The sequence below is a fragment of the Planobispora rosea genome (genome assembly GCF_014648175.1).
Lineage (GTDB): Bacteria > Actinomycetota > Actinomycetes > Streptosporangiales > Streptosporangiaceae > Planobispora > Planobispora rosea.
The window spans coordinates 56571-82438 of the sequence record NZ_BMQP01000023.1 but is presented as its reverse complement, the minus strand read 5'-3'; the positions used below and the strand labels follow the sequence as shown (position 1 = coordinate 82438).

The window sequence follows — 25868 nt, the reverse complement described above, 5'->3', positions numbered from 1 at the left end:
GCATTATGTCGGTATCCCGTCGCGTGCTCCGCCCCTGGTGAGGGGATGTGCAAACACATGCGAATCGGTACGAAGCTACCCTGAGATCACTATGGGGACGAAACACACCGCACCCATCGTGGTGCTGCTCGCGGCGACCACCTTCCTCGGTGCTCCCGCCCACGCCGGCGTTCCCGCGCCCGCCAGCGCTCCCGCCGCTCCCACGACCGTCGGCGGCCTCGCGCCCGCCGAGCCTGTGGGCGGCGGACGACTCGGCGAGCGGGGGCTCATCCTCCCCACCGAGATCAAGGCTCCGCCCAAGACCTCCGCGAAGGCATACGTGATCGCGGACGCCGGCACCGGAGAGATTCTCGCCGCCAAGCATCCGCACGGACGCTACCGCCCGGCGAGCACTCTCAAGGCCCTGACCGCCCTGACGCTCATCCCGAAGCTCGACAAGACCATGAAGGTCCGGCCGAGCAGGAACGCCGTCAACCAGGAGGGCAGCGCGGTCGGACTGGTGAACAGGCCCATCTACACGGTGGAGGACCTGTTCAAGGCGCTGATGCTGGTCTCGGGCAACGACTCGGCGATGGCTCTGGCCGAGGCCAACGGCGGCCTCGACAAGACGCTCGCGGACATGAACACCGAGGCCCGGCGGATCCAGGCGTTCGACACGGTGGCCAAGACGCCCAGCGGCCTGGACAAGCCCGGCCAGAGCAGTTCGGCCTACGACCTCGCATTGATCGCGCGGGCCGGGCTCGCCAACGCTGATTTCCGACGATATGTCAGCCTCAAGACCGACAAGTTCCCTGCGCCCAAGGGCTACTACGAGATCGGCAACCACAACAAGCTGCTGTGGCGCTACAAGGGCATGATCGGCGTCAAGAACGGCTGGACCTCCAAGGCCCAGGCCAGTTTCGTCGGCGCGGCCCGGCGGAACGGGCACACGATCATCGTGTCGATCATGCGGCACGACGGATACTTCTGGGAGGACGTCGCCGGCCTGCTCGACTGGGGCTTCACCGCCCGCGGCAAGGTCACCCCGGTCGGCCACCTCGTGGACCCGGCCCCCGAACCGGCTCCGCTGCCGTCCGAGGCCGCCGACGCGGCGGCAGCCCCCCGCGGACCGGCACCGGCCGCCGCCGACGCGGCAGCCACCAAGACCACGGAGCGATCCACCTCCCTGGCCCCCTACCTGGTCGGCGCCGCCGCCCTCGGCGGCCTCGCCTGGCTCGGCTACGGCCTGCGCCGCCGCTTCCGCTAGGTCGCGCCCACGGCCCGGGTCGGGCCGGTAGGCACGCACCCGGGCCGAGAGCCCGGCGCCGTACCGGGTGCGGACCGCAGCGACGCCAGCCTCCTCCGCGAAGATCAAAGCATGACGGACAAGGCGAAGCGCACCGCCCCCGACCGGATCACGGGACGGGCGTCATGGGACCGGTGATCACTGCGATGACGGTGGTTCCGGGGGCGAATGCCCTGCGTTCCGCCAGGCTGAGGATGCCCCACATCATCTTCGCGGTGTAGGTCGGGTCGAGCGGCATGCCGTGCCGGTCGGCGAAGTCGGTGATGAACGTGTCGAGTTCGCGGTTGCGTCTGGCGTAGCCGCCCGCGTGAAAATCGCAGTCGATGGTCCAGTTGCCCGACGGCCGGCCGTAGGCGGCGATCTGGAGTCCGGTGACGTCTCCGCGGAGGAATTCTCCGCCGCGCAGGACCGAGAATCCCAAGGCCCGGGGGCCGGGGCCCAGCCCGGCGGCGATGCCCGCGAGGGTGCCCCCGGTGCCGACGGGGCAGCAGATGACGTCGAACGGCACGTCGATCTCCGTCGGCAGTTCGGCGCAGCCGTGTACGGCCAGCGCGTTGCTGCCGCCTTCGGGCAGCAGGTAGAAGCGGCCGAACTCCTTCCGGAGGCCCTCGACGACGGACGGTGAGTTCTTGGCGCGATAGGTGGTGCGGTCCAGATAGGTCAGCCGCATCCCGTGCTCGGCGGCGAAGGTCAGCGTGTCGTTGAGCGGCAGGTGCTCCTCTCCGCGGATGACGCCGATGGTCGTGAAACCGAAGCGGGCACCGGCTGCGGCCACGGCCCGCACGTGATTGGAGTAGGCGCCGCCGAAGGTCAGCAGTGTGTCGTGACCCAGTTCGGCGGCGCACACCAGGTTGTGCCTCAGCTTGCGCCACTTGTTGCCCGGCAGGAGCGGATGGATGAGATCGTCGCGCTTCAGGATCAGGCGCACGCCTGGGCGGGCGAGCCGGGCGTCGTGCAGCTCCGTCAGGGGCGAGGAGAGCGCCTGGTGGAGCTCGCTCCGGTTCTGCCGCGGTCGGTTCATGGTCCCCAGCATGCCGGTCCGGTGGGTGCCCCGGTAGGTGCCGGAGTCTCTCCCCGGGGCGGTACGGCGATCCCGGTGGTCACGGCTTCGCCTGCGGCGCGGCGAGGCCATGGCCCGGCTCGAGGACGTCGTGCTCGATCCGTCATCCAGCCCCGCTCCCTCGGTTCCCGGCCGCCAGGCGACGGCGACCAGCCCTGAGCGGTCCCGCGTTCGCGCTTCAGCGGCGGTGAGCCCACCGAAGCGCGACGCTCCGGACCGGGGTGCCCGCCGTACCGGCGCGGCACGTCGTACGGGATCAGGCGTTGCCGGTTCCGGGCACGGGGGTGGGTTCGGGGGGAGGGCCGAAGGAGGCGGTGGCGGTCCAGGCGGCGGCGTACATGATGATCCGGGCGGAGAAGTTGATCCAGACCAGGAGACCCACCATCACCGCGAACACCCCGTACACGGGGTTGCCGAGGGTGAACGAGAGCAGGAACGCGGCGACCTGCTTGAGCAGGGCGAAGGCGATCGCACCCAGCAGGGCGCCGCGGATCAGGACCCGGAACGGCTGGGTGGAGCGTCCCAGCCAGCCCAGCAGGATCAGGAAGACCACGGTGTCGGCGGCCACGCTGACCGCCAGGCCGGCGAGCCAGACCGTGCCGGTGCCGAGGAACGACTTCGACAGGCCCAGCCATCCGGCGACGGTCTCGCTGGCCTGGGTGGCGAAGCCGCCGATCACCACCGAGGTGATCATCGTGATGCCGACCAGGAGCAGCGCGGACAGGTCGCGGAGCTTGCCGAGGGCGAAGCTCAGCGGAGGGTCGGTGGTCATGGACATCTGCCGCAGGGCCCCGCGCAGGACGTCGATCGCGCCGAGGCCGGAGTAGAGGAGGCCGATGAGGCCGATGATCCCGGCGGTGGCCTTGGATTCGGCGATCTGGTCGATCGGGAGCTTGCCGGCCAGGCCGGGGAGGTAGCCGTTGATGGCCGCCCGCAGGGTGTCGTCGGCCTCCGGTGTGACGGACAGGAAGAACCCGACCGCCGCGAAGGACAGCACGATGATCGGGAAGAAGGACAGGAAGGCGAAGTAGGTCACCGCTCCGGCCAGCCGGTCGCCGAACTGGAGCTGGTAGCGCTGCACGGTCCTGAGCAGGTGGTCGAACCAGGGCCACCGCACCCGGTCGGTCTCGATCCGGGTGTGGCGCCACACCCGGAACGCCTCGACGCGCTCCTCCAGTCCCGACACCTGCCACCGCCTCCCCGGGCGCCACTGTGCGCGACGATTCCGGTACCCGGCGGCATTGTCGGCAAACAGGAGGAATCCCTGCTGGGCAGAGGATTCCGAGGGGGATCAGAGGGAGGGCAGGAAGCCCGCGTGGTCGCGGACCTTCTCCATGGTCTCGGCGGCCACCGCACGGGCCTTGACGGCTCCGGCGGCGAGCATCTTGTCGAGCGCGGCCTCGTCGGCGAGGAGCTTCTCCGTCCGCTCCCGGATCGGCGTGAAGGTCTCGACCACGACCTCGGCGACCTCCTTCTTGAAGGTGCCGTAGCCCTGGCCGACGTAACGCGCCTCCAGCTCGGGGATCGGCGTGCCGGTCAGCGCGGACTGGATGCGCAGGAGGTTGGCGATGCCGGGCTTGTTCTCCTCGTCGAACACGATCTCGGAGCCGGTGTCGGTGACGGCGCGCATGACCTTCTTGCGCAGCGGTCCGGGCTGCTCCAGCAGGTCGAGGATGCCACCGGGCGAGGAGGACGACTTCGACATCTTGGCCGTCGGGTCCTGCAGGTCGGTGATCTTCTCGACGCCCTTGACGATGTGCGGCTCGGGCAGCGTGAAGGTCTCGCCGAAGCGGTGGTTGAAGCGCTGGGCCAGGTCGCGGGTGAGCTCCAGGTGCTGCTTCTGGTCGGCTCCGACCGGGACCTTGTTCGCCTGGTAGAGCAGGATGTCGGCGGCCTGGAGGATCGGGTAGGTGAACAGGCCGACCCCGGCCGAGCTCTCGCCGTACCGGGCCGACTTGTCCTTGAACTGCGTCATCCGGCCGGCCTCGCCCATGCCGGTGAGGCAGATCAGGATCCAGGCCAGCTCGGTGTGCTCGCGCACGTGGCTCTGGACGAAGACGGTGGAGCGCTCGGGGTCCAGGCCGGCGGCGAAGAGCTGGGCCGCGGCGACCCGGGAACGGCGGCGCAGGGCCTCGGGCTGGTAGTCCACCGTGATCGCGTGCAGGTCGACGACGCAGTAGAAGGCGTCGTAGCCCTCCTGCATGGAGACGTACTGCCGCACCGCGCCCAGGTAGTTGCCCAGGTGGAAGGAGTCTGCGGTGGGCTGGATGCCGGACAGAACACGGGGACTCGCCATAACACGCAATTCTGTCAGCTGTCCGGAGTGGTCGGTCCCTCCTCCGTGGAAGACGCGCCGGGCGCGGCCGAGGAGGCGGGGTCAGAGGAGCCGGTGTCAGAGGAGCCGGCGCCGGAGGCGCCGGGCTCCCGGGCGGCCCGCGCGCCTTCCTCGACCGGCTCCTCCGGGCGGCGTTTGATGCGGACCCTGGAGATCCTGCGGCCGTCCAGCTCCGTGACGGACATCTCGAAGCCGGGGATCTCCACCCGCTCCCCCAGGACCGGCAGGTGGCCCAGGGCGGCCATCACGAACCCGCCGAGGGTCTCGTAGGGGCCGTCGGGCAGCCGGATGCCGGTCTCGTCGATCACTTCACCGAGGTTGCTCAGTCCGTCGAGCTCGACCTCTCCGGCGGGCAGGACGACATGCTTGTCCTCGATGTCGTGCTCATCACGGATGTCGCCGATGAGCTCCTCGACCAGGTCCTCCAGGGTGACGATCCCTGCGGTGCCGCCGTACTCGTCCACCACGATCGCCAGGTGGTGCCCCTCGTCGCGCATCTCCGACAGCGTGGTCAGCACCTGCTTGCTGGTGGGCACCAGCTTGACCGGCCGGATCGGCACCACCTCGCTGATCGGTTCGACGGACCCGGTGAGGACCGGGTCGAGCAGGTCGCGGATGTGGACGAAGCCGATGACGTCGTCGTAGGTGTCGCGGTAGACCGGGAAGCGGGAGTGCGGCATGGCCGCGGCCAGCACGGCGGCCTCGGCGAGCAGGGTGTCGGCGGACATGAACTCCACCTCGGTGCGGGGCAGCATCACCTCGCGCAGCTGCCGCTTGCCGGCCGCGAAGACCTCGGCGATCAGGCTGCGCTCGTCCTCGGTGAGCTCCTGGTGGCCGACCACCATGTCCCGGAGCTCTTCGGTGGAGATCTCCTCCCGGTCGGCCTCGGGGTTCCCGCCGAGCAGCTTGACCACGCCGTCGGTGGACTTCGACAGCGCCCAGATGATCGGCCGGGAGAGCGCGGCCAGCCGGTCCAGGAACGGCGCCACCAGGAGCGAGAGCCCTTCGGCCCGCTGCCGGGCCAGCCGCTTGGGCACCAGCTCGCCCAGGACCAGCGAGAAGTAGGAGATCACCAGGGTCACCGCCACCAGCGAGAGCGGGTCGGCGACGGCGCCCGGCACTCCCCAGCCGGCCAGCAGGGGGACCAGGTCTTTGGCGAGGGTGTCGGCGCCGAACGCGGCCGACAGCATGGTGGCCACGGTGACGCCGATCTGCACGGCCGACAGGAAGCGGTTGGGATCGCGGGCGAGCCTGGCCGCCCTGGTCCCCCTGCGTCCCCGGGTGCTGAGCCTGCGGACCTGGCTCTCCCGGAGGGAGACCAGGGCCATCTCCGCTCCGGCGAAGAACCCGCCGATCAGAACGAAGAGCAGGACCAGCGAGATGTTAGCCAGGACACTGTTCACCGGAGCGTCTCCGTCATGGCCGTCGCCCGTTCTGACCGGGATCGATAGGTGGTGGGCTGACAGCATATGCTGGCAGTAGCCTTACAGAAGTAAACATCTATCAACACGAACCAACAGGAGGGCTTGTGAAGCTGCTGGTCACCGGGGGTGCCGGCTATATCGGAAGCGTCGTGGCCGCCCAGCTCGTCGAGGCGGGCCACCAGGTCACGGTCCTGGACGACCTGTCCACCGGCCACGCGGACGCGGTGCCGGAGGGGGCGCGCTTCGTCGAGGCGTCGATCACCGAGGCCGCCGCCGTACTGGACGGGATGGACGGCGTGCTGCACTTCGCGGCCAAGTCCCTGGTAGGTGAGTCCGTGCAGAAGCCGGCGCTCTACTGGGAGCACAACCTGGGCGGCACCCTCGCCCTGCTGGACGCCATGCGCGCCGCCGGCGTCGGGCGCGTCGTGTTCTCCTCCACCGCCGCCACGTACGGCGAGCCGGAGCGCTCCCCGATCGTGGAGACCGACCCGACCCGCCCGACCAACCCCTACGGCGCGTCCAAGCTCGCGGTCGACACCGCGCTCGGCGCGTTCGCCGGGCTGTACGGCCTTGCCGCGGTGAGCCTGCGCTACTTCAACGTGGGAGGCGCCTACACCGCCGCCGACGGCCGCGTCTACCGCGAGCGCCACACCGTGGAGACCCATCTGATCCCCAACGTCCTGGCCGTGCCGCTCGGGCAGCGCGAGGCGGTCAGCGTGTTCGGCACGGACTACCCCACTCCCGACGGGACGTGCGTGCGCGACTACATCCACGTGGCCGACCTGGCCCGCGCGCACCTGCTCGCGCTGGACGCCTGCGCCCCGGGCGAGCACAAGATCTACAACCTGGGCAGCGGGACCGGCTTCTCGGTCCAGGAGGTCCTGTCGGTCTGCCGCGAGGTCACCGGGCACGAGATCCCCGCGGTCGTCGCCGAGCGCCGCCCCGGCGATCCGGCGGTGCTGGTGGCCTCCTCGGAGAAGATCAAGAGCGAGCTCGGCTGGAAGCCGGAGCACCCGTCCCTGCGGGACATCGTCGCCGACGCCTGGGACGCGGTGCCGCGCTGAGCGCGGCAGGGTCCCGGCGCCCACGCGCGGGCCTCAGCGCATCAGCAGGCGGGCCACGTTGTTGCGCGGCCGGCGGTCTCCCAGGTGAGCGGAGTAGACGGCCGCCTCCGCGCGCACCGTCCGGCCGTTCGTGCGGAAGGAGAGCCGGAGCCTGACCCGCTCGCCGGAGCCCACGGCGCGCAGCGCGCAGCCGACGTAGACGGGGTAGGGGCGGCAGCGCGCGCCCCGGGCCGCCACGAAGCGCGCCCGCCCGGCCCGGAAGAGGACCAGTGCGTCGCGGACGGTCCTCGGCCCCCGGTTGTGGACGGTCGCGTCCATGGTGACGGTCCGGCCGGCGCGTGAGCTGTCCGTCAGCCGGATGCCCAGGTCCGCGCCCTCGGCCACCGGGGTGAGCAGTCGCGCCGAGTCGTTCGCGGCGTTGTCGTCCACCACCTCGGAGGTGATCGAGGCGGTGGCGGTCAGCGGGCCGCGCGCCCCGGGCCGGACCACCCCCGTGATCGTCACCCCCCCGGTGCTCCCGGCCGGGACGTCGGCGTCCGAGGCGCAGACCACCACGCGGGGGCCCGGACCCGGCCGGCACTCGGCCACGTCGGCGTTGAAAATCTTCACCCCGGCCGGGAGGCGTACGGTGAGCACGGGCAGCACCGCGTCACCCGGGCCCGCGTTGCGCACGTCCACCCGGTAGAGCAGCGGCTGTCCCGGCTGCGCGCGCTTCGGCGACGCCTCCAGCCGCACGGACAGATCCGCCCCGCCCCAGTCCGGCTGCCGTGGCTCCGCCAGCACCGCCGTACCGGGCAGCATGGCGAGAACAACACTGATCAATCCAGCGGCGAGTCGCGCCGCACCACGCGTCATGAACACCGATCCCCCGACCTTCAGAGGTCATTGAACGCGCAGATCGCCCCTTCCCGCCCGACCGACACGCCGTTAACCGCACTCTCCGCGTTCACGCCGTATGGCGCCGGAGCGCACCCCGTACGGCAAAAGCCCCCCGCCCGCCGGAACTCCGGCGGGCGGGGGGCCAGGGGGCCAGGGGGCCAGGGGGCCGAGTCCGGGATCCCGGACGGGGACCACCGGTCAGATCAGGCCGAGCTGGCGGACCGCGTCGCGCTCCTCCTCCAGCTCGCGCACCGAGGCGTCGATGCGCTCGCGGGAGAAGGCGTCGATCTCCAGACCCTGGATGATCTCCCACTTGCCGTCGCGGGAGGCGACGGGGAAGGAGGAGATGATCCCCTCGGGCACGCCGTACGAGCCGTCGGACGGGATGGCGGCGGAGGTCCACTCGGTGCCGTTGACCCAGTCGTAGACGTGGTCGATCGCGGCGTTGGCGGCGGAGGCGGCCGAGGACGCGCCCCGGGCCTCGATGATCGCGGCGCCGCGCTTGGCCACGGTCGGGATGAAGGTGTCGCGCAGCCAGCCCTCGTCCACCAGCTCAGCGGCGATCTTGCCGCCGACCTCGGCGTGGAACAGGTCGGGGTACTGCGTGGCGGAGTGGTTGCCCCAGATCGTCATCTTCTTGATCTCGGTGACCGGGACCTGGAGCTTGGCGGCGAGCTGGGAGAGCGCGCGGTTGTGGTCCAGGCGGGTCATCGCGGTGAAGCGCTCGGCCGGGACGTCCGGCGCGTGCTGCTGGGCGATCAGCGCGTTGGTGTTGGCGGGGTTGCCCACGACCAGGACGCGGATGTCGCCGGCCGCGTGGTCGTTGATGGCCTTGCCCTGCGGGCCGAAGATGCCGCCGTTGGCCTCCAGCAGGTCACCGCGCTCCATGCCGGCCTTGCGCGGCATGGCGCCGACCAGCAGCGCGACGTTGGCGCCGTCGAACGCGACGTTCGGGTCGTCGGTGATCTCGATGCCGCTCAGCAGCGGGAACGCGCAGTCGTCGAGCTCCATCGCGGTGCCCTCGGCGGCCTTGACGGCCTGCGGGATCTCCAGCAGGCTCAGCTTGACCGGGACGTCAGCGCCCAGCAACTGGCCCGACGCGATGCGGAAAAGCAGCGCGTAGCCGATCTGACCGGCGGCGCCGGTGACGGTGACCTTTACGGGAGTCTGGGCCATGACCTTCCCCCACTCGAAGCGTGAATTCTGACGGACGGGATGTTACCCCTCGGCCTGCGGCGGTCTCCCGGCGAGTGCCCCGATCCGCCCTCCGGGCAGCGCGAGGAGCGCCAGGAGGGCGAGCAGGGCCCCGGTGACGGCGAGCCAGGGGACGACCGTGGCCGTCGCCGCGGCGTGCGCCGCCTGCGGGCCGTGGATCGGAGCCCGGTCCCCGATGACGGAAGCGTAGAGGGATCCGGCCAGGGCCAGGGCGACCGAACCGCCGATCTGCCGGAAGAAGGTGAGGTTCGCGCTGGCGGTGCCGGCGAACCGGGGCGGGACCGAGAACTGGACCGCCACGGTGAGCCCGGACAACATGGGCCCCAGGCCCAGGCCGAGCAGCGCCATCCAGGCGGCGAGGGCCACGCCGGAGGTGCCGGTCGTGAGCCCGGAGCACAGCAGCGCCCCGACGGCGATCAGGAACGGCCCGGCCACCAGCCACGGCTTGTAGCGCCGGGTCTTCGAGATGAGCACGCCGGTGACCATGCTTCCGGCGACCATGCCGAGCATGAGCGGGTAGATCCGCAGGCCGGAGTCCGTCGCGCTGAGCCCCAGGGACTCCTGGAAGTAACGCGGCAGGAAGACCACGCCGGCGTAGAGGCAGGCCGCGGTCAGGAACGAGGCCGCGTTCGCCAGGGCGTAGGTCCGGTCGCGGAACAGCTCCAGCGGGATGATCGGCGCTGAGGCGCGCCGTTCGACCCGGATGAACACCGCCAGCAGGACGGCCGCCGCCGCGATCGGCCACAGCACCGGGCCGCTGGTCCACGAGTGGTCGTCCAGGCCCTTCTCGGTGAGGCCGACGAGCAGGGCGCCGATCGCCGCCGTGAACACGGCGATGCCCGCGTAGTCGGGGCGGGTGCCGCGGCCCTGCCCCGCCGTGTGCGGCAGCCGCGCCACGACGACCGCGACGACGGCCAGGCCGATCGGCACGTTGACCAGGAACGCCCAGCGCCAGCCGGCCGTGTCGGTGAACAGCCCGCCGAGGAACGGTCCGGCGATGTAGCTCAGCGCCATCACACCGCCGAGGGCGCCCTGCACCCGTCCGCTCCTGTCGGGCGGGAACAGGTCCATCACCAGGGCCAGCGAGAGCGGGAGGAGGGCGCCCGCGCCGAGCCCCTGCACCGCTCGGAAGGCGATGAGCTGGCCCATGTCCTGGGCCGCCCCGCACAGCACCGAGCCGAGCAGGAACAGCGCGACGCCGACGAGCAGCAGCGGCTTGCGGCCGTAGATGTCGGACAGCCTGCCGTACAGCGGGACGGTGATCGTCGAGGTCAGCAGGTAGGACGTCACGACCCAGGTGTAGAGGCCGGCGCCGCCGAGGTCCTGGACGATCCGGGGCAGGGCGGTGCCGACGATCGTCTGGTCGAGCATCGCCAGGAACATCCCGCCGAGTACGGCGAGCAGGAGCAACCCGTTGCCGGTGCGGGTCTGCGGGGGAGGGGTGGAAACGTCGATAGCCACATGTCGATATTTACGTGTTGATTTCAACATGTCAATCCGCACCTAAGATGGAGGCATGTCCCTGCGCATGGCACTGCTCGGCCTGCTGACCATCTCGGGCCCGGCGAGCGGTTACGACCTCACGAAGCTCTTCGAGAGCTCGATCAACCACGCCTGGCAGGCCCGGCACAGCCAGATCTATCCGGAGCTCAACAAGATGACCGCCGACGGCCTGGTGACCGTCGAGGAAGAAGGACCCCGGGGCCGCAAGACCTACGCCGTCACCGAGGAGGGGTCCCGGCTGCTGCGCGAATGGCTGCTCGCGGGAGAGCCGTCCCGGCTGGCCCGCCACGAGGAGTCGCTGCGTGCCTTCCTGGTGCCCGCGCTGGAGCCTGAGGAGGCCGTGGCGCTGCTGCGGGAGCAGGCCCGCGGCTACGACGCCAGGCTGGCCGAGCTGGAGGCGCTCGGAGCGGCCAAGTCCCTGGAGCGGGAGAGGCGCACCGCGGGTTTCGGCAGGTACGCCCTGGACCTGGGGCTGCGCCACATGCGGATGATGCGGGACTGGGCCCGCGACACCGCCGACGAGATCGAGCGGTCTAGCCGCAGTCGGCCATAGCGGGCAGCTCGTCCTCGCGGGTGGTGAAGTCGACGTTGGAGAAGTGCTTGTCGAGCAGCTGCCTGACGGTGCCGTTCTCGTAGAGGTCCGCGATCACGCCCTGGATCGCCTTGCAGGCGCGCTCGTCGCCCTCGCGCAGGGCCACGGCGTAGCGCTCGTCGGTGAGTTCGAGCCCGACGACCTCGTAGCGGGTGGACTCCCGGTTGGCGTATCCGGCCAGCAGGAGGTCGTCGCCCGGCACCGCGTCGACCTCCCCGGCCCGGAGCTTGTCCATGCACTGGGCGTAGTTCTCGGCCGGGACCAGCTCCAGGTCGCCGTCCACCTCCCGGCTCACCCGGTCCGTCGAGCCGCTGCCCCTCGGCTGGCACAGCCGCTTGCCCCGGAGGTCGGCCGCGGCGCCGATCGCGGCGCCGTCCTTGACGAGCACGTCGACGTGGGCCAGGTAGTACGGCCCGGCGAAGGTGACCTTGTCCTGGTCGTTGATGGAGTAGGTGGAGACGACCATGTCGACGCCGCCGCTCGCCAGCAGGCCGGGCCGTTCCTCCCGGGCGGTCTCCCGGAAGGTGATGTTGGCCGCGGGGACGTCGAGCGCCTTGGCGATCTCGGTGGCGAGGTCCACCTCGAACCCGCTCCACGTTCCGTCGGTGTTCCTCAGGGCGATGCCCGGCAGGAAGTTGCGCATCCCGACGGTGAGCTTCTTCGTCTTCGCGGCTCTGTCCACCAGCGAGGCGGACTTCGGCGGGGTGGACTCCGTACCGGGCGTGACCGTGGACCCCGGATCGGCCAGGAACGGCGGCCGCCAGCCGGTGGCGTAGACGGCCGAGGCGCTCCCGAGCAACGCGACGACGATGGCCACCGCGGCCCAGACCGCCCGGCGCGAACGCCCGGGCGGGGCGGGGTCGGCGGGCGGCACCGGGGTCTCCCAGCTCGGCGGCCCGAATCTCCCGCCGCCCTGCCAGTCGTGGGCCGGGGCGTCCGGGCGGGTGGGGTACGGCGCGCGGACGCCGGTGGACGGGTCCGGAGTCCCCGAGCCCGGACCGGTGCGGGTTCCCCCGGTTCCCCCGGTTCCCGCCCGGTCCGTGCCGGCCGGGGCGCCGGTGTGCGAGTCGGGCACGGTCGGGACGCCGGTGCGCGAGTCGGGGACGGTCGGGGCCGGGAGGGACACGCCGGTGTGCGGGTCCGGGACACCCGGCAGCGGCGGGCGCGGGCCGGTGCGCTGGGGGATGCGCATGGGATTGGTCACGTCCCCCGGTTCCGGGACGGCGACCTGCGCTCCCTGGGTGAGCACCGCCGGGGAGACGCTCGTGGCGTCGGAGCGGCCGAGCAGCCGGAGCAGGAGCTGGTCGGCGGAGGGCCGCTCGGCGGGGTTCTTGGCCAGCGCCGCGCTGACCACGCTCCGCAGCGGCTCCGGCATGGAACTGACGTCCACCTCGTGGTTGAGGATGCGGTTCAGCACCACGGCGATCGAGCCGCCGGCGAAGGACATCTCGCCCGTCGCGGCGAACGCGATGGTCGCGCCCCAGGCGAAGATGTCGGTGTACGGGCCGACGTCGTCGCCGGAGATCTGCTCCGGGGCCATGTAGGCGGGGGTGCCGATGGCCCGGCTGGTGATCGTGCCGGTGGAGTCGATGATGCGGGCGATGCCGAAGTCGACGACCCGCGGGCCGTCGGCGGCCATGAGCACGTTGTCGGGCTTGAAGTCGCGGTGCACGATCGAGGCGTGGTGGATCGCGGTGAGCGCGGTGGCCGTGCCGACCGCCAGCCGCTGCAGCGCGGCGCCCCGGATCGGGCCGTCGGCCTCGACGACCTCCCTCAGGGACCTGCCCTCGATGTACTCGCTGGCGATGTACGGGGTGTCGCCCTCCAGGTCCACGTGGACCACGCCCGCTGTGCAGAACGAGGCGACCCGCTGGGCCGCCCGCGCCTCCCGGGCGAAGCGGGAGCGGGCGCTCGCGTCACCGCTGAACTTCACGTGCAGGAGCTTGATCGCCACTCGCTCCCCGGCGCTGTCCTCCCCGAGGTAGACGATTCCCTGGCCGCCCTCACCGATGCGCCCGACGACGCGGAACGGCCCGAGCTGGCGCGGCTCCCCCGCTCCCAGCGGCTCGATCTGCGACATCTTCGTCCCCACGGTCTCGTCAAACTCCGACCAGCCAAACTTTACGACCCGTCGGCGACTTGACCCTACGCGTTACCGCGACGTGACCCTGTTGCCGTTCTGACGCGCCCCTTCTCCCTCACGGGACACCCCTTGGAGCCCCGTCCGGCACTGAACTCTCAATAACGACAATCACTATGATTTGGCGCTCTAGCCGCTTAGCTCGCTACGGTTGAGATCCCCGACCAAGCGGAGCAATGGCCTATGCGGCGATATATCGGTTTTCGCGAGTTCGTTCAGCGCGATCAGCGGTCCCTCGTCGGTACCGGCCTGCTCCTGACCGGCAGCCATGAGCAGGCCATCCGGCTGACGCTGCAGGCCCTGCGCACCGTCGGCACGGCCTGGCCTCCCGCCGCCTGGGAGAGCCCCGGCGAGCACGCCCACATCGCGCTCTACCGGGCCTTCCTGCGCCGGCCCAGCGCCGCGGGGGCCACCGCGCTGGTGCAGCTCCCGCCCCGGCGCCGCCTCATCGTCGTGGCCTGCCTCCACCACGGCCGGTCCCCCGCCGAACTGGCCGACATCCTGGGCCTGCCCGTCGAGACCGTGGAGTCGGAACTGGCCGAGGGGGTCGAGACCCTCACCAAGGGCGACCGCAAGCGGCTGGTCAACCGGTTCGCCATGCAGGCGGGCGAGGCGTCCGTCCCCGACCTCTCGACCCGTTCCCTGGCGACCCTGCGCCGCCGGGGCAGGCGCAGGGCCCTGCTGACGGCGGTCGTCCTCGTGCTGATGGTCGGCCTGATCATCGCCCTCACCCCGCAGGGTCAGGCCTGGATCCCCGCCCTGGCCGCGGGGGAGGGCGGCCCTCAGGCCTCGGCCATGACGCGGGAGACCGCCGCCTCCGCCCCGGGCCCGAGCGCCGCTCCCACGCCGTGGCAGGCGCCGCGCACGTCCTATGTGATCCACCACGCGGTCCCCGGCGAGTGCGCGGGCGCACGTCCCGCGACACCGTGGGCCGGGAAGGTCCTCTGCTCGGGCTGGAAGATGACGCTGATCTCCAACCACCCGCCGGAGGAGCAGTCCGATCTCGCCGGGGTGACCTGTGAGCCGCTCCCCTGCCGGACCACGCTGAACGTCCCCGACGCCGTCCAGGAACTGGGACGCAGCGGCACCCGTTCCTGGGAGCTCGGCGTCGCCGTCAGCCGCGACGGCCGACGCGTCGCCTACCTCAGCGCGGCGGAACTCAGGTACGTCGCCCACGACCTGCCGGCCGGGACGAAGCGGTACCTGTCTCCGGCTCTCACCTCGGACGACATCGAGCACGGCCCGTCCGTCGACGTCTCCCCGGACGGCCGCAGCTTCACCGTGGACCTGGCCTCCGGCCGGCTCCGGACCGACTTCACCACCGGCGCGACGGCCACCCTGTCCGCCGCGGAGCAGACGCCCGCCGAGAAGGCCGAGGACTGGCTCCGCGACGAGTACCCCTTCTGGGCGAGCTCCCCCACCGGCAAGTACGCCGCCGCCACGGTACCGGGAGAGGCCAAGAGCGACACCCTCCACATCGTGGACGCCGCCTCGCGGCGGGTCTTCAAGCGCCTGTCCCTGCCCGCGCTCGGGGAGCCCGTCACCGGCGACGTCGTCGACTGGCTGAACGCCCGCGAGGTCGTCGTCATGCTGACCGGCCAGACCAGCCGGGACCTCCTGGGCTTCTACCGGATCGACGCGGTCAACGGCCAGGCCCACCGTGTGCCCGGCCTCCCCGCCGACAAGCGGGTGGTCATCGGCACCGTCACGGCTCCGTGACGTCATCCCGGCGCGGCGTCGCGACCGTCCGGCCGGTGTCGCGCCGCCCCGGCGATGCCGGGACGGCCGTGCGCGGCATCACCGCCCCGAGCGCTCCGCCATGTGCTCCGCGTGTTCACAGGCGGATGCGACCGGCGTGGTGCTCCACAGACTGTCTTCCTCCGCGAGGGGGACTTCCACCTCCGCGGTTCCCCACCATCGCTCGACCCGGACCCGGAGGCCGATCGTCTCCACCGCCGTCCCGCAGTCGGTGACGGCGTAGTCAATCATCACCGGCAGTTCCTCCCCCGCCCCGAGGACTCTGGGGAAGCCCCGTCCGTCCCGGGCGGTGACGGAGGACGGGGCCAGCCCCCGGCCGTGCGCCGTCAGGGCCTCGACCGTGACCGGCAGGAAACCGTCGTTGACGACGGTCCTCTCCTCCTGGACGAGGAGAGGATCGGACCATTCCGAGCCGCTGTCAGGGATCTTCTCCTGGTGCCCCCCGGTGGAGGCCGAGAACCTCGGGACCGGTACGCCCGCCTGCCAGAGGAGGAGACCCATGGCGACGAGGACCAGACCCGCGCAGCCCGCCACCGTGAAACGGCGCCGGTCCCGCCGGGTGAGCGTCCCCGCCCCGGAGTCCCGGATTTCCGGAATCTGGACGGAAGTCACAGTAGGCCCCCTTATAAATCAATATTTGATCATGCTAGATTCCCGGTTCGGACGGAAGGGGGACCGTGCTGCCCATCGCTCTCGTTCTCGCCCCGATCGCCCTGATTCTCGTCCCGGCCGTCACCGACCAGGTCGAGCCGGGGCAGATCAAGCGGTTCGTCCGCCGCCAGGGCCTCGTGCCGACCCCCGCCAACGGTGACCTCATCCTGACCTACCTGCGGGTCACCCGCCGCTGGCGGGCCCTCGGCCTGATCTTCGGGGCGCTCGTCGCCCTCGCGTCCGAACCCCTCTTCACGATCCGCCTGCTCTTCCCGGTCCTCGGCTGGTTCGCCGGCGCGCTGGTCGCGGAGGTACGGCTGGCACGGGCCCGACCGGCCGGGCGGAAGGATATCGGCGTGCGGCTGGTCCCTCCGGCGGTGACGTGGCTGTGGGGCGTGAGCGCGGTGGTCGCGGGGGCGCTGGCCGTCTCCGGGCTGGCCCGGTTCCTGCTGGTCGGCGCGGACGCGGCCACCCCGCTGTGGGCCCTGGCCGCGGCGGCCACCGTACCGGCCGTGACACTCCTGACCCGAGGGTTGCGGACGCGGCCGCTGCCCCTCGGACCGGCCGGCCGGGACGCGCTGGAGGCCGCCGCGCGGTCCCGGTCCACGCACGTGCCGCTGGACGGCCCGGTCGCGGCGGAGATCGCCGCGCGATCCCGGTCGGCGCACGTGCTGCTGACCGGAGGGTCCGTGGCCGCGCTGTGGTGCGGGCTGGGGACCCTGGGGACGGAGCCGGAGCACCTGCCGGACGGCCTCGTGAGGATGCTCGTCCTCGCCGGCTGGGTCGTGCTGCCCCTCGTCGCCCTGGCCCTGGGCACCCGGTCGTGGCGGCCCGTCCCGCGCCCGGCACCGGGGCGCCGGCCGGCGGTCGCCGCCGCCGTCACGGCCGTCTCGGTGGCCGTCGCGCTGGGCGCCGCCCTCACCTGGTCCGCCACCGTCCCGAGTCCGGCCGGGAAGCCCGTCGCCTGGTCCGCAGGTGACGAGGTGAACATCTCGTCCCAGCCGATCGCGTACGCGACGCTGCCGAAGTGCGGCGCCCGCCGGACCGTCCGGGACTGCGCGGCGTGGGACCTGCTCCCGGCGGACCGGCCGGGCTACCCCATCTGGTTTCCCCAGGCCGCCGCGTTCGCCGGACGGTGGGGGCCGCTGCGGCGCCCCGCGCCGTTCGCGCTCAGCGGCGACGGCTTCCACGTCGTCTACCTGCACGCCCGGACCCGGCGGATGGTCCACCACGACCTGCGCACCGGTGCCCGCCGCGACCTCACCGGCCCGCTGCCCGACACGGACCTCCCGATGCCGGTGCTCTCGTACGACGGCCGGTACGTCACCCTCACCCCCGCGACCGGGCCGGGCACGACCCGCCTCGTCGACACCGGCGACGGGCGGAGCGTGGAGGTGCCGGGGCTCGCCCGGGTGCTCGGCGTCGGCCCGCGAGGCCTCGCGGCGGTCACCGTACCCGAGGCGGACAAGCCCGAACTGGTCACGGTGGACCTGCGCGGCACCGTACGCACGAGAACGCCCTTCGACCCCGCGTCGGTCACCAGCCCCTTCCCGGACGGGCGACGCCTGCTGGTCCTCACCGAGGGCGGGGCGGCGGTGACGGTGGACCCGGCCACCGGGAGGACCGTGCGCCGGGTGAAGATCAAGCTCAAGCTGACCCCGTACGGCGACCCCCCGGAGTTCCTCGGCTGGAGCGGGGACGGCCGCTTCCTGGCCAGGCTCTCGCCCGAAGAGCCCGGCGACGGCGAACTCCGCCTGGTCGACCCCGCCACGGGCAGGGTCGCCGAGCCTCGGGACTCCGGTCCCGTCGAGGACGCCAGGAAGACCGTGATCGGGAAGGTGTCCGCGGAGTGACGGCCTCTCCGGGCCCGAACCTGGTGGCCGGGGAAAAGGGGGAGGACCGGTTACCGACGAGTAGGACCGCGTGTTAGATTTCCGGTCCCGGTGGAGGAGGCCCCGTGCTCCCGAGCGTGATCGTCGGCGTGGCCCTGCTCAGCCTGCTCGCCCCGCTCCGGGAAGGCCGCGCTCCGGCCGGTGATCCCCCGCCGGAGGCCTGGAGACCCCCGCCGCTCCCGGTCACCGTCAGCTACGCCTGGCGGGACGTTTGTGTCTACCGCGGTCCGCAGAGCCGTTTCCCCCAGCGTCCGCTGGCCTGCCCCGCCTGGCGGCTGGCCGTGTGGACGCGGGGCACCGCCCGGGTGGGCACTCCGATGGGGGAGAGCGGGCGGCTCCAGCAGATCGTCATCCCCGACGCCCCGGGGGCACTACGCGACGATCAAGGCGAGCTCCCGTTCAACGCCCATTTCGGGCTCCCCTTCGCGGTGAGTCCCGACGGTCGCCGGATCGCCTACTTCAGCGCGGTCGAAAGCCGCTTCGTCGCCCATGACCTGCCCGGCGGCAGAAGGGTCCGGCTGGCTCCGCGGACCGAGGTCCCCGCGTACGACCAGGAGTTCTTCGACCTGGACGTCTCCGCCGACGGCCGGTTCTTCTCCACCGCCTTCCTGAAGGGGCGGCCGCGGATCCGCCTCACCGACTTCACGACCGGCAGGACCCGGGTGCTCAAAGACGTCTGCGAGGTGCTCAGCCTGGGACGGGACGCCCGCCGGATCATCGGTGTCCCCTGTTCCGGGAGCCCGTACGACAGGTACGGCGTCCGCTTCACCGTGGCGGTGTTCGACGGCCAGGGCGTGCGGATCGGCGGGCTGCCCCGGCGGTTCTGGAAGCGGACCGGCGAGATCCTGCCGGACGGCGGGCGCATAGCCGAGTCGTACCACGGGAAGCCGTCCGGTCCCGGCGGCCTCCCGCCCGGAGCCTGCTCCCCCCGTTCCCTCGTCGTCGAGAGCCCGGTACCGGGCCGGGTCCGGAGAGTCGTCCGCCTGCCCTGCTTCACCGGCGCACTACGGTGGGGGGCGGTGGTCGGCGACCGGATGCTGCTGGAGCATTCCCGTTCCGGGAAACGGGAGATGTACCAGGTCGACCTCTCCACCGGCGTGACCCGCCAGGTGATCGATCCGGTGCCGCTGGGCATCCCGCTCCACATCGTTGTCGGCACCCCGCCGACGGGTCCGGTGGTCCCTCCGGAGGTGTCCCCCGCCTCGTGACCGCGGGCTCCCCGGCCGGGGAGCCGTGGGAAAGGCCGCCGGAAAAGGCCGCCGGAAAAGGCGGAGGGCCGCCCCGGAGGGCGGCCCCGCGTGCTCGGACGACCGTGGTCAGGCCATCTTCTTCTTGAGGTTCTCGTCCAGGGCCCCCAGGAAATCCTGGGTGGTCAGCCACTCGGCGTCGCCGCCGACGAGGAGGGCGAGGTCCTTGGTCATCTGACCGCCCTCGACGGTCTCGATGCAGACCTGCTCCAGCTTCTCGGCGAACTCGATCACCGCGGGGGTGTTGTCGAGCTTGCCGCGGTGCGCCAGGCCCCGGGTCCACGCGAAGATCGAGGCGATCGGGTTCGTGGAGGTCGGCTTGCCCTGCTGGTGCTGGCGGTAGTGACGGGTCACGGTGCCGTGGGCGGCCTCGGCCTCGACGGTGCGGCCGTCGGGGGTCATCAGGACCGAGGTCATCAGGCCGAGCGAGCCGAAGCCCTGGGCCACGGTGTCGGACTGGACGTCGCCGTCGTAGTTCTTGCAGGCCCAGACGTAGCCGCCCTCCCACTTGAGCGCCGCGGCGACCATGTCGTCGATCAGGCGGTGCTCGTAGGTCAGGCCGGCGGCCTCGAAGTCCTTCTTGAACTCGGTCTCGTACACCTCGGCGAAGATGTCCTTGAACCGGCCGTCGTAGGCCTTCAGGATCGTGTTCTTCGTGGAGAGGTAGACCGGGTAGTTGCGGGCCAGGCCGTACCGCATGGAGGCGCGGGCGAAGTCGCGGATGGACTCGTCCAGGTTGTACATGGCCATGGCGACGCCGCCGCCCGGGAAGTCGTAGACGTCGAGCTCGATCGGCTCCGAGCCGTCCTTCGGGGTGAAGGTGAGGGTCAGCGTGCCCTCGCCCGGCACCTTGAGGTCGGTGGCGCGGTACTGGTCGCCGAAGGCGTGACGGCCGACGACGATCGGCTTGGTCCAGCCGGGCACGAGCCGCGGCACGTTGGACATGATGATCGGCTCACGGAAGATGACTCCGCCGAGGATGTTACGGATGGTCCCGTTCGGGGACTTCCACATCTTCTTGAGGCCGAACTCCTCGACGCGGGCCTCGTCCGGAGTGATGGTGGCGCACTTGACGCCGACGCCGTACTGCTTGATGGCGTTGGCGGCGTCGATCGTCACCTGGTCGTCAGTGGCGTCGCGGTGCTCGATCCCGAGGTCGTAGTACTTCAGGTCGACGTCGAGGTAGGGAAGGATCAGCTGGTCCTTGATGAACTGCCAGATGATCCGGGTCATCTCGTCGCCGTCGAGCTCGACGACGGGGCCCTCTACCTTGATCTTGGGCATGCGTGTGGTTCCCCTTCTTAACGAACAACCAGCCAGTCAGTCCTTTTGAGGCTCACTGGCCGTGAGGCTATCGGACGGGCGCCCACAGCCTGCGGGCCACCCGGTCATCCGACTTATATGGGCATGTCTTTACACCGGCATGAGGTCCGGGAACCGCAGGACGAGGGAACCGCCCATGAGGGCCAGGCCCAGGAGTCCGAGCGTCACGGCGTCGGTCGGCCTCTTGCGTACGGCCATCCGCCCGCCCCCTCCGGCCAGCCGGATGAGCGCGCTCAGCGCGATGAGGGCGCCCAGCGCGAAACCGGCCCAGTAGAGGTGGTCCGGGTTCGGCGCCAGGGCGGCGTATGCCACGGCGAGGACCGCACCCGCCAGCACCAGCGGGTACGGTCCCCAGCGATCGTTGTCTGTGCTCATCACCGCTCGTCGATCGGCTTCCACTTCTGGTCGCGCTCGCCGATGTACTCGCTGTCCGGACGGATCAGCCGGTTGTCGGCGTGCTGCTCGATGACGTGCGCGGTCCATCCTGACATGCGGCTGACCGAGAAGACCGGGGTGAACAGGTCGGTCGGGATGCCGAGGTAGTGGTAGACCGTCGCGGCGTAGAAGTCCACGTTGGGGTAGAGGCCCTTCGTCTCGAAGACGACCTCCTCCATCTCCTTGGACATCCGGTAGTAGGTGTCGTCGCCGGAGGCCTCCGCCAGCTCCTGCGACATCCGGCGCAGGTGCGTGGCGCGCGGGTCCTCGGTCTTGTAGACCCGGTGCCCGAAGCCCATGATCTTCTCTCCGGCGGAGAGCCGGTCACGCACGGACTGGGCCACGCCGGCCGGGTCGAGCGACTCCAGGGTGCGCATGACCTGCTCGTTGGCGCCGCCGTGGAGCGGGCCCTTGAGGGTGCCGATCGCGGCGACGATGGCCGAGTGCATGTCCGACAGGGTCGCGGCGCAGACGCGGGCGGCGAACGTCGAGGCGTTCATCGTGTGGTCGGCGTGCAGGACCAGGCAGGCGTCGAAGATCTCCACCGCGCGGGGATCCGGGGCGCGGCCGGTGATCTGGAGCAGGAAGTTCGCCGCGATGCTGAGCTCGGGATCCGGGCCGGGAATCGTGCTCCCGGTCCTGACCGCGTGGTAGCGGGCGACCAGCAGCGGCTGCTGCGCGGTCAGCCGGGCGGCCTTGCGCAGGTTGGCGTCCGGGCTGTTGGAGTCCTTGTCCGGATCGTCACCGCCGGCGAGGGAGACGAGGGTGCGCAGCGCCTCCATCGGGGCCTGCTTCTCCGCGACCTCCGGGATGTTCGCCTCGACGAGGGGGCCGAGGGTGCGTCCCCGGACCAGTTCCTCCCCGTAGGAGGCCAGCTGCTCCCGGTTCGGGAGCCTGCCGCACTGCAGAAGGTGGGCGGTCTCTTCGAAAGTGGTGCGGCCGGCCAGGTCATGGATGTCATAGCCGCGGTAGAAGAGGCGTCCGGCCTTGCCGTCGATGTCGCTGAGCGCCGTGGACGCGGCGACGACATCGGCGAGGCCCTTGGTGGGTTTGTCCGCCATGAGTGTTTCCTCCGCTTATCTTCGCCCGAAGTCTACCCGCGAGCAGGTGAAGCCTCTCAGAGAGGTCCAGACCAATTTCACGAAGGATTCTGCTTCTGGCAAAGGCGATTCCCCATCCCCTCGTTTGGGTAAGCCGGAGCTGTAGTAATAGTTACGGCGGGCTACCTGGGGAGGAACTGCCGTGGAGGGGCCGTTCATACGCATCGAGGACACCGGCGAGGTGGTCCCGTTGCGCCCCGAGATCACGACGGTCGGACGCGGCCGAGGAGTCGACATCCGCCTCACCGACCCGAGTGTGTCCCGGTTGCACGCGGAATTCGTCCGGCGCGGACCCTACGTGTACGTCGTTGACCTGGGCCTGTCCCGCAACGGCACACGGGTGAACGGCAGGCCGATCGCCCGGAGGGTCCTCGACGACGGCGACGTCGTCTCCTTCGGCGCCGCCCGGGGCAGGATCGGCGGAGTCCCCCGCGAGGACTTCGTCCCCGAGGTCGAGCTCCGCCGCGCCGCGGCTCCGGAACTGACCCGGCGGGAGGTCGACGTGCTCACGTCGCTGTGCCGGCCGGCGCTGTCGGACGAGGCGTTCGTCGCACCGGCGACCGCGCGCGAGATCGCCGACGACCTGGTGGTGACCGAGGCCGCGGTCAAGCAGCACCTGCTCCGTCTCTACCAGAAGTTCCGGATCCCGGAGGGCACCAACCGGCGCACCAGGCTGGCCAACGAGGTCGTCGCCCTGGGGCTGGTCAGGCCCACCCCGGTGGTGCCGCCGCAGCGCGCGGCCGGCGCTCCGGAACCGCAGCCGACCTCGGTGAGCCGTAGAGCGTCCTGACCTCCCGTGGAGCGTCCTGACGCTCCACGGGGCGGGCCGGGCGGTGTGCGGGGCGGGCTCACGCCCGTTCGGCGGCCTCGACCACGTTGGCCAGGAGCAGGGCCCGGGTCATCGGGCCCACACCGCCGGGGTTGGGGGTGAGGAAGCCCGCGACGTCCGCAACACCGGGAGCGACGTCGCCGGCGATCTTCCCCTCGACCCGGGAGACGCCGACGTCGAGCACCGCCGCGCCGGGCTTCACCATGTCCGCGGTGATCAGGTGCGGCACGCCCGCGGCGGCGACGACGACGTCGGCACGGCGGGTGTGCGCGGCCAGGTCCTGGGTGCCGGTGTGGCAGAGGGTCACGGTGGCGTTCTCGCTGCGGCGGGTGAGCAGCAGGCCGAGCGAGCGGCCCACGGTGATGCCGCGGCCGACCACGACGACCTCGGCGCCCTTGATCGGCACACCGTACTCCTGCAGGAGGAGGACGATGCCGTGCGGGGTGCAGGGCAGCGGGGCGTCGACCATGTGGACCAGGCGTCCCAGGTTGACCGGGTGCAGGCCGTCGGCATCCTTGGCCGGGTCCATGCGCTCCAGGACCGCCTGCGTGTCCAGGTGCCTGGGCAGCGGGAGCTGGACGATGTAACCGGTGCACTCCGGCATGGCGTTGAGCTCGTCGATGACCTCTTCCAGCTCCGCCTGGGTGGCGTTGGCGGGCAGGTCCCGGCGGATGGAGGCGATGCCGACCTCGGCGCAGTCACGGTGCTTGCCCGCGACGTAGATCTGGCTGCCCGGATCGTCGCCCACGAGGACCGTGCCGAGACCGGGGGTGATCCCCCGCTCCTTCAGCACGGCCACCCGGGCCGTGAGGTCTGCCTTGATCTTGGCCGCGGTGGCCTTGCCGTCCAGAATCTGCGCGCTCATGAGACCAACCCTCTCATGAGATCATCGGCGTCCGGCGACTCACCGCCCCCGCCGGGCCGTCCGCGTCCGGCCCGTCCCGCCGGAGCCCCGGAGGACTTCCCGCGGCCTCAGCCTCGACCTCGACCTCAGCCTCGACCGGCCTCCCGCGCCTCACGGGCCTCGATGATCCGGCGCGTGAAGGGAATGACCTCCACGAGCTTCCCGCTCAGATACGCCGAGGCGAGAGCGAGCACCACCAGCGCGATCGGGCTCTGCCAGAGACCACCGATGATCACCATGATGGGCAGGATGAGGTCGAGCATGGGCATAGGAGATCTCCAGCAGGCGAGAAGAAGGAACGCTCAAGGCTAATCACAGGTCAAAGGCAATCAAACCCGAATAACCTGCTCATTTCGCCACTCTCTTGTCACCTGTCCCAGTGTCCCGTCCGGTGGCGGCCGGAGAATCGGGACGTCTTCCAGGGAAGGGGCGATGTGGAGCGACACCAGAAGTATCGGCTGGACCGTCCCCGAGCGTAGGGCTTCGGCGAAAGTTCCAGGGAATCCGTCGCATCGCGCCGCGGAAACCCGTACGGCCGCCGCGGGATGCGACGGCCGTACCGCGTCTGCCGGGGCCCGGCGGCCCCGGGGACCCCTCCCGCGGGGCGGGAGGGCGCCTCAGTGGAAGAAGTGGCGGGTGCCGGTGAAGTAGAGCGTGATCCCGGCGGCCTCGGCCGCGGCGATCACCTCCTCGTCCCGGATCGAGCCGCCCGGCTCCACGACCGCCTTCACGCCCGCGTCGATGAGGATCTTCAGGCCGTCGGCGAACGGGAAGAACGCGTCGGAGGCCCCGACCGAACCCTTGGCGCGGTCGCCCGCGCGGGCGACCGCGAGCTGGGCCGAATCCACCCGGTTGACCTGCCCCATGCCCACGCCGACGCTCGCCCCGTCGGAGGCGAGCAGGATCGCGTTGGACTTCACCGAGCGGCACGCCTTCCAGGCGAAGGCCAGGTCGGCGAGGACCTCGGGGGAGGCCGCGGGACCGGCCTTGAGCTCCCAGGTGCCGGGCGCGTCGCCGGGGGCGTCCACCCGGTCGGCCGTCTGCACCAGCAGGCCGCCGTCGATCCGGCGGAACTCGGCCGCGTTGGCCGGGCCCTGCGGGCAGGCCAGCAGCCGGATGTTCTTCTTCCCGGTCAGTACGGCCAGCGCCCCGTCGCTGAACCCGGTGGCCACCACGACCTCGGTGAACACCTCGGCGATCTGCCGGGCCAGCTCCTCGGTGACCTCGCCGTTGACGGCGATCACCCCGCCGTAGGCCGAGACCGGGTCGCAGGCGTGCGCCTTGCGGTGCGCCTCGGCCACGTCGGCGCCGACCGCGATACCGCACGGGTTCTGGTGCTTGATGATGGCCACGGCGGGCTCGGCGAAGTCCCAGGCGGCCCGCCAGGCGGCGTCGGCGTCGAGGTAGTTGTTGTAGGACATCTCCTTGCCGTGCAGCTGCTCGGCCCCGGCCAGCCCGCCGGTGCCCGCGCTGTAGAGGGCGGCGCGCTGGTGCGGGTTCTCGCCGTAGCGCAGCGGCGTCGCCAGTTCCCAGGAGGCGCCCATGAAGACCGGCCAGGCGTCGCCCTCCGCCGCGTACACGTTGGCGAACCAGGAGGCCACCGCGGTGTCGTAGGCGGCGGTGTGGGCGTAGGCGGCGGCGGCCAGGCGGCGGCGCTCGGTGACGGTGAAGCCGCCCTCGGCGACCGCGGCGAGCACCTCGCCGTACGATCCGGGGTTCACCACGACCGCCACGGTTCCGTGGTTCTTGGCGGCGGCGCGGATCATCGCCGGGCCGCCGATGTCGATCTGCTCCACGCACTCGGCGTCGGAGGCGCCGGAGGCGACGGTCTCCTGGAACGGGTAGAGGTTGACCACGACCAGCTGGAACGGGTCGATCTCCAGCTCTTCCAGCTGCGCGAGGTGGGCCGGGTTGCCGCTGTCGGCCAGCAGGCCGGCGTGCACGCGCGGGTGCAGGGTCTTGACGCGGCCGTCCAGGCACTCGGGGAAGCCGGTCAGCGCCTCCACCGGGGTGACCGGGACACCGAAGGAAGCGATCTTCGCTGCGGTGCCGCCGGTGGAGACGATCTCCACCCCCGCGGCGTCGAGTCCGCGCGCCAGCTCCTCCAGCCCGCTCTTGTCGTACACCGCGATCAACGCGCGCCGGATGGCGATGCGGGTCACTTCCTGGTCCTCCTGTTGCTTCCGGTGATCCGGGGCGCCCGGCTCGTGCGCCGGGTCGTCCGAGGTGGCC

General features: G+C 71.4%; 22 protein-coding genes. 7 read left to right on the top strand and 15 right to left on the bottom strand.

Going from position 1 to position 25868, the window contains the following annotated elements; translation table 11 throughout:
• Positions 1–91: 91 nt before the first annotated feature.
• Positions 92–1246, top strand: coding sequence for a D-alanyl-D-alanine carboxypeptidase family protein (locus tag IEZ08_RS22690; RefSeq protein WP_189242844.1), 1155 nt, complete (start codon positions 92–94; stop codon positions 1244–1246).
• A 148-nt stretch (positions 1247–1394) separates the two neighbouring features.
• Here the strand turns inward: IEZ08_RS22690 and IEZ08_RS22685 are convergent, their stop codons facing one another.
• The 4 genes from IEZ08_RS22685 to IEZ08_RS22670 form a co-directional block, all read right to left on the bottom strand.
• Entirely contained in the window at positions 1395–2306 is a 912-nt protein-coding gene (locus IEZ08_RS22685; RefSeq protein ID WP_189242843.1) for a 1-aminocyclopropane-1-carboxylate deaminase/D-cysteine desulfhydrase, read from the bottom strand.
• Between the two features lie 295 nt (positions 2307–2601).
• The gene (locus IEZ08_RS22680; protein ID WP_068921319.1) at positions 2602–3531 is read right to left on the bottom strand and encodes a YihY/virulence factor BrkB family protein; all 930 of its coding nucleotides are present in this window, start codon (positions 3529–3531) and stop codon (positions 2602–2604) included.
• Between the two features lie 105 nt (positions 3532–3636).
• Positions 3637–4641 carry a tryptophan--tRNA ligase gene (trpS, locus tag IEZ08_RS22675; protein WP_068921318.1) on the bottom strand — a complete coding sequence of 335 codons (1005 nt, stop codon included), beginning with the start codon at positions 4639–4641 and terminating at the stop codon, positions 3637–3639.
• A gap of 14 nt (positions 4642–4655) precedes the next feature.
• On the bottom strand, positions 4656–6083 hold the full coding sequence (locus IEZ08_RS22670) for a hemolysin family protein (protein ID WP_141703573.1): 1428 nt from the start codon (positions 6081–6083) through the stop codon (positions 4656–4658).
• Positions 6084–6208: 125 nt separating this feature from the next.
• Between IEZ08_RS22670 and galE the strand changes: the two genes are divergently transcribed.
• Positions 6209–7168: a UDP-glucose 4-epimerase GalE gene (gene galE / locus IEZ08_RS22665; RefSeq protein WP_068921317.1), complete on the top strand. Its 960-nt coding sequence runs from the start codon at positions 6209–6211 to the stop codon at positions 7166–7168.
• A gap of 33 nt (positions 7169–7201) precedes the next feature.
• On the opposite strand, the gene IEZ08_RS22660 is transcribed toward galE, so the two are convergent.
• The 3 genes from IEZ08_RS22660 to IEZ08_RS22650 form a co-directional block, all read right to left on the bottom strand.
• Positions 7202–8023, bottom strand: coding sequence for a DUF11 domain-containing protein (locus tag IEZ08_RS22660; RefSeq protein ID WP_141703571.1), 822 nt, complete (start codon positions 8021–8023; stop codon positions 7202–7204).
• A gap of 222 nt (positions 8024–8245) precedes the next feature.
• Positions 8246–9223 (bottom strand): malate dehydrogenase, encoded by a 978-nt coding sequence (locus IEZ08_RS22655; protein WP_068921315.1) that lies wholly within the window; start codon positions 9221–9223, stop codon positions 8246–8248.
• Between the two features lie 42 nt (positions 9224–9265).
• Positions 9266–10723, bottom strand: coding sequence for an MDR family MFS transporter (locus tag IEZ08_RS22650; RefSeq protein ID WP_189242842.1), 1458 nt, complete (start codon positions 10721–10723; stop codon positions 9266–9268).
• A gap of 55 nt (positions 10724–10778) precedes the next feature.
• Between IEZ08_RS22650 and IEZ08_RS22645 the strand changes: the two genes are divergently transcribed.
• A complete protein-coding gene (locus tag IEZ08_RS22645) occupies positions 10779–11318 on the top strand; it encodes a PadR family transcriptional regulator (RefSeq protein ID WP_189242841.1) in 540 nt (179 codons plus the stop codon).
• On the opposite strand, the gene IEZ08_RS22640 is transcribed toward IEZ08_RS22645, so the two are convergent.
• Positions 11299–13437, bottom strand: coding sequence for a bifunctional serine/threonine-protein kinase/glutamate ABC transporter substrate-binding protein (locus IEZ08_RS22640; RefSeq protein WP_068921312.1), 2139 nt, complete (start codon positions 13435–13437; stop codon positions 11299–11301). The two genes, IEZ08_RS22645 and IEZ08_RS22640, sit on opposite strands and share 20 nt — an antisense overlap.
• Before the next feature lie 243 nt (positions 13438–13680).
• On the opposite strand from IEZ08_RS22640, the gene IEZ08_RS22635 reads away from it, so the two are divergent.
• The gene (locus tag IEZ08_RS22635; RefSeq protein WP_068921311.1) at positions 13681–15216 is read left to right on the top strand and encodes an RNA polymerase sigma factor; all 1536 of its coding nucleotides are present in this window, start codon (positions 13681–13683) and stop codon (positions 15214–15216) included.
• A 78-nt stretch (positions 15217–15294) separates the two neighbouring features.
• Here IEZ08_RS22635 and IEZ08_RS22630 read toward each other — a convergent pair whose 3' ends face one another.
• Positions 15295–15867: a hypothetical protein gene (locus tag IEZ08_RS22630; protein WP_068921310.1), complete on the bottom strand. Its 573-nt coding sequence runs from the start codon at positions 15865–15867 to the stop codon at positions 15295–15297.
• Between the two features lie 65 nt (positions 15868–15932).
• Between IEZ08_RS22630 and IEZ08_RS22625 the strand changes: the two genes are divergently transcribed.
• Entirely contained in the window at positions 15933–17759 is a 1827-nt protein-coding gene (locus tag IEZ08_RS22625) for a hypothetical protein (RefSeq protein WP_189242840.1), read from the top strand.
• Positions 17760–17863: 104 nt separating this feature from the next.
• Positions 17864–19006, top strand: coding sequence for a TolB-like translocation protein (locus IEZ08_RS22620; RefSeq protein ID WP_189242839.1), 1143 nt, complete (start codon positions 17864–17866; stop codon positions 19004–19006).
• Between the two features lie 108 nt (positions 19007–19114).
• Here the strand turns inward: IEZ08_RS22620 and IEZ08_RS22615 are convergent, their stop codons facing one another.
• From IEZ08_RS22615 to IEZ08_RS22605, 3 genes are all read right to left on the bottom strand, one after another.
• The gene (locus tag IEZ08_RS22615) at positions 19115–20329 is read right to left on the bottom strand and encodes an NADP-dependent isocitrate dehydrogenase (protein ID WP_068921307.1); all 1215 of its coding nucleotides are present in this window, start codon (positions 20327–20329) and stop codon (positions 19115–19117) included.
• A 129-nt stretch (positions 20330–20458) separates the two neighbouring features.
• On the bottom strand, positions 20459–20743 hold the full coding sequence (locus IEZ08_RS22610) for a DUF3017 domain-containing protein (RefSeq protein ID WP_068921306.1): 285 nt from the start codon (positions 20741–20743) through the stop codon (positions 20459–20461).
• A complete protein-coding gene (locus IEZ08_RS22605) occupies positions 20743–21864 on the bottom strand; it encodes a citrate/2-methylcitrate synthase (protein ID WP_068921305.1) in 1122 nt (373 codons plus the stop codon). The genes IEZ08_RS22610 and IEZ08_RS22605 overlap by 1 nt, the downstream gene beginning before the upstream one ends.
• Positions 21865–22045: 181 nt before the next feature.
• Between IEZ08_RS22605 and IEZ08_RS22600 the strand changes: the two genes are divergently transcribed.
• On the top strand, positions 22046–22693 hold the full coding sequence (locus IEZ08_RS22600) for an FHA domain-containing protein (RefSeq protein WP_068921304.1): 648 nt from the start codon (positions 22046–22048) through the stop codon (positions 22691–22693).
• A gap of 58 nt (positions 22694–22751) precedes the next feature.
• Here IEZ08_RS22600 and IEZ08_RS22595 read toward each other — a convergent pair whose 3' ends face one another.
• The 3 genes from IEZ08_RS22595 to purH all read right to left on the bottom strand — a co-directional run bounded on the left by IEZ08_RS22595 (position 22752) and on the right by purH (position 25798).
• A complete protein-coding gene (locus IEZ08_RS22595) occupies positions 22752–23597 on the bottom strand; it encodes a bifunctional methylenetetrahydrofolate dehydrogenase/methenyltetrahydrofolate cyclohydrolase (RefSeq protein ID WP_068921303.1) in 846 nt (281 codons plus the stop codon).
• 125 nt (positions 23598–23722) lie between these two features.
• A complete protein-coding gene (locus IEZ08_RS22590) occupies positions 23723–23899 on the bottom strand; it encodes a hypothetical protein (RefSeq protein ID WP_229803406.1) in 177 nt (58 codons plus the stop codon).
• A gap of 354 nt (positions 23900–24253) precedes the next feature.
• The gene (purH, locus tag IEZ08_RS22585; protein ID WP_068921301.1) at positions 24254–25798 is read right to left on the bottom strand and encodes a bifunctional phosphoribosylaminoimidazolecarboxamide formyltransferase/IMP cyclohydrolase; all 1545 of its coding nucleotides are present in this window, start codon (positions 25796–25798) and stop codon (positions 24254–24256) included.
• Positions 25799–25868: the final 70 nt, after the last annotated feature.

What these genes read in the sequence shown, in the direction of transcription:
- IEZ08_RS22590 (WP_229803406.1), bottom strand. Translation starts at nt 23,899, where the DNA reads ATGCTCGACCTCATCCTGCCCATCATGGTGATCATCGGTGGTCTCTGG.
- IEZ08_RS22610 (WP_068921306.1), bottom strand. Translation starts at nt 20,743, where the DNA reads ATGAGCACAGACAACGATCGCTGGGGACCGTACCCGCTGGTGCTGGCG.
- IEZ08_RS22685 (WP_189242843.1), bottom strand. Translation starts at nt 2,306, where the DNA reads ATGAACCGACCGCGGCAGAACCGGAGCGAGCTCCACCAGGCGCTCTCC.
- IEZ08_RS22690 (WP_189242844.1), top strand. Translation starts at nt 92, where the DNA reads ATGGGGACGAAACACACCGCACCCATCGTGGTGCTGCTCGCGGCGACC.
- IEZ08_RS22660 (WP_141703571.1), bottom strand. Translation starts at nt 8,023, where the DNA reads ATGACGCGTGGTGCGGCGCGACTCGCCGCTGGATTGATCAGTGTTGTT.
- IEZ08_RS22655 (WP_068921315.1), bottom strand. Translation starts at nt 9,223, where the DNA reads ATGGCCCAGACTCCCGTAAAGGTCACCGTCACCGGCGCCGCCGGTCAG.
- IEZ08_RS22615 (WP_068921307.1), bottom strand. Translation starts at nt 20,329, where the DNA reads ATGCCCAAGATCAAGGTAGAGGGCCCCGTCGTCGAGCTCGACGGCGAC.
- IEZ08_RS22645 (WP_189242841.1), top strand. Translation starts at nt 10,779, where the DNA reads ATGTCCCTGCGCATGGCACTGCTCGGCCTGCTGACCATCTCGGGCCCG.
- IEZ08_RS22595 (WP_068921303.1), bottom strand. Translation starts at nt 23,597, where the DNA reads ATGAGCGCGCAGATTCTGGACGGCAAGGCCACCGCGGCCAAGATCAAG.
- IEZ08_RS22605 (WP_068921305.1), bottom strand. Translation starts at nt 21,864, where the DNA reads ATGGCGGACAAACCCACCAAGGGCCTCGCCGATGTCGTCGCCGCGTCC.
- trpS (WP_068921318.1), bottom strand. Translation starts at nt 4,641, where the DNA reads ATGGCGAGTCCCCGTGTTCTGTCCGGCATCCAGCCCACCGCAGACTCC.
- IEZ08_RS22640 (WP_068921312.1), bottom strand. Translation starts at nt 13,437, where the DNA reads ATGTCGCAGATCGAGCCGCTGGGAGCGGGGGAGCCGCGCCAGCTCGGG.
- IEZ08_RS22635 (WP_068921311.1), top strand. Translation starts at nt 13,681, where the DNA reads ATGCGGCGATATATCGGTTTTCGCGAGTTCGTTCAGCGCGATCAGCGG.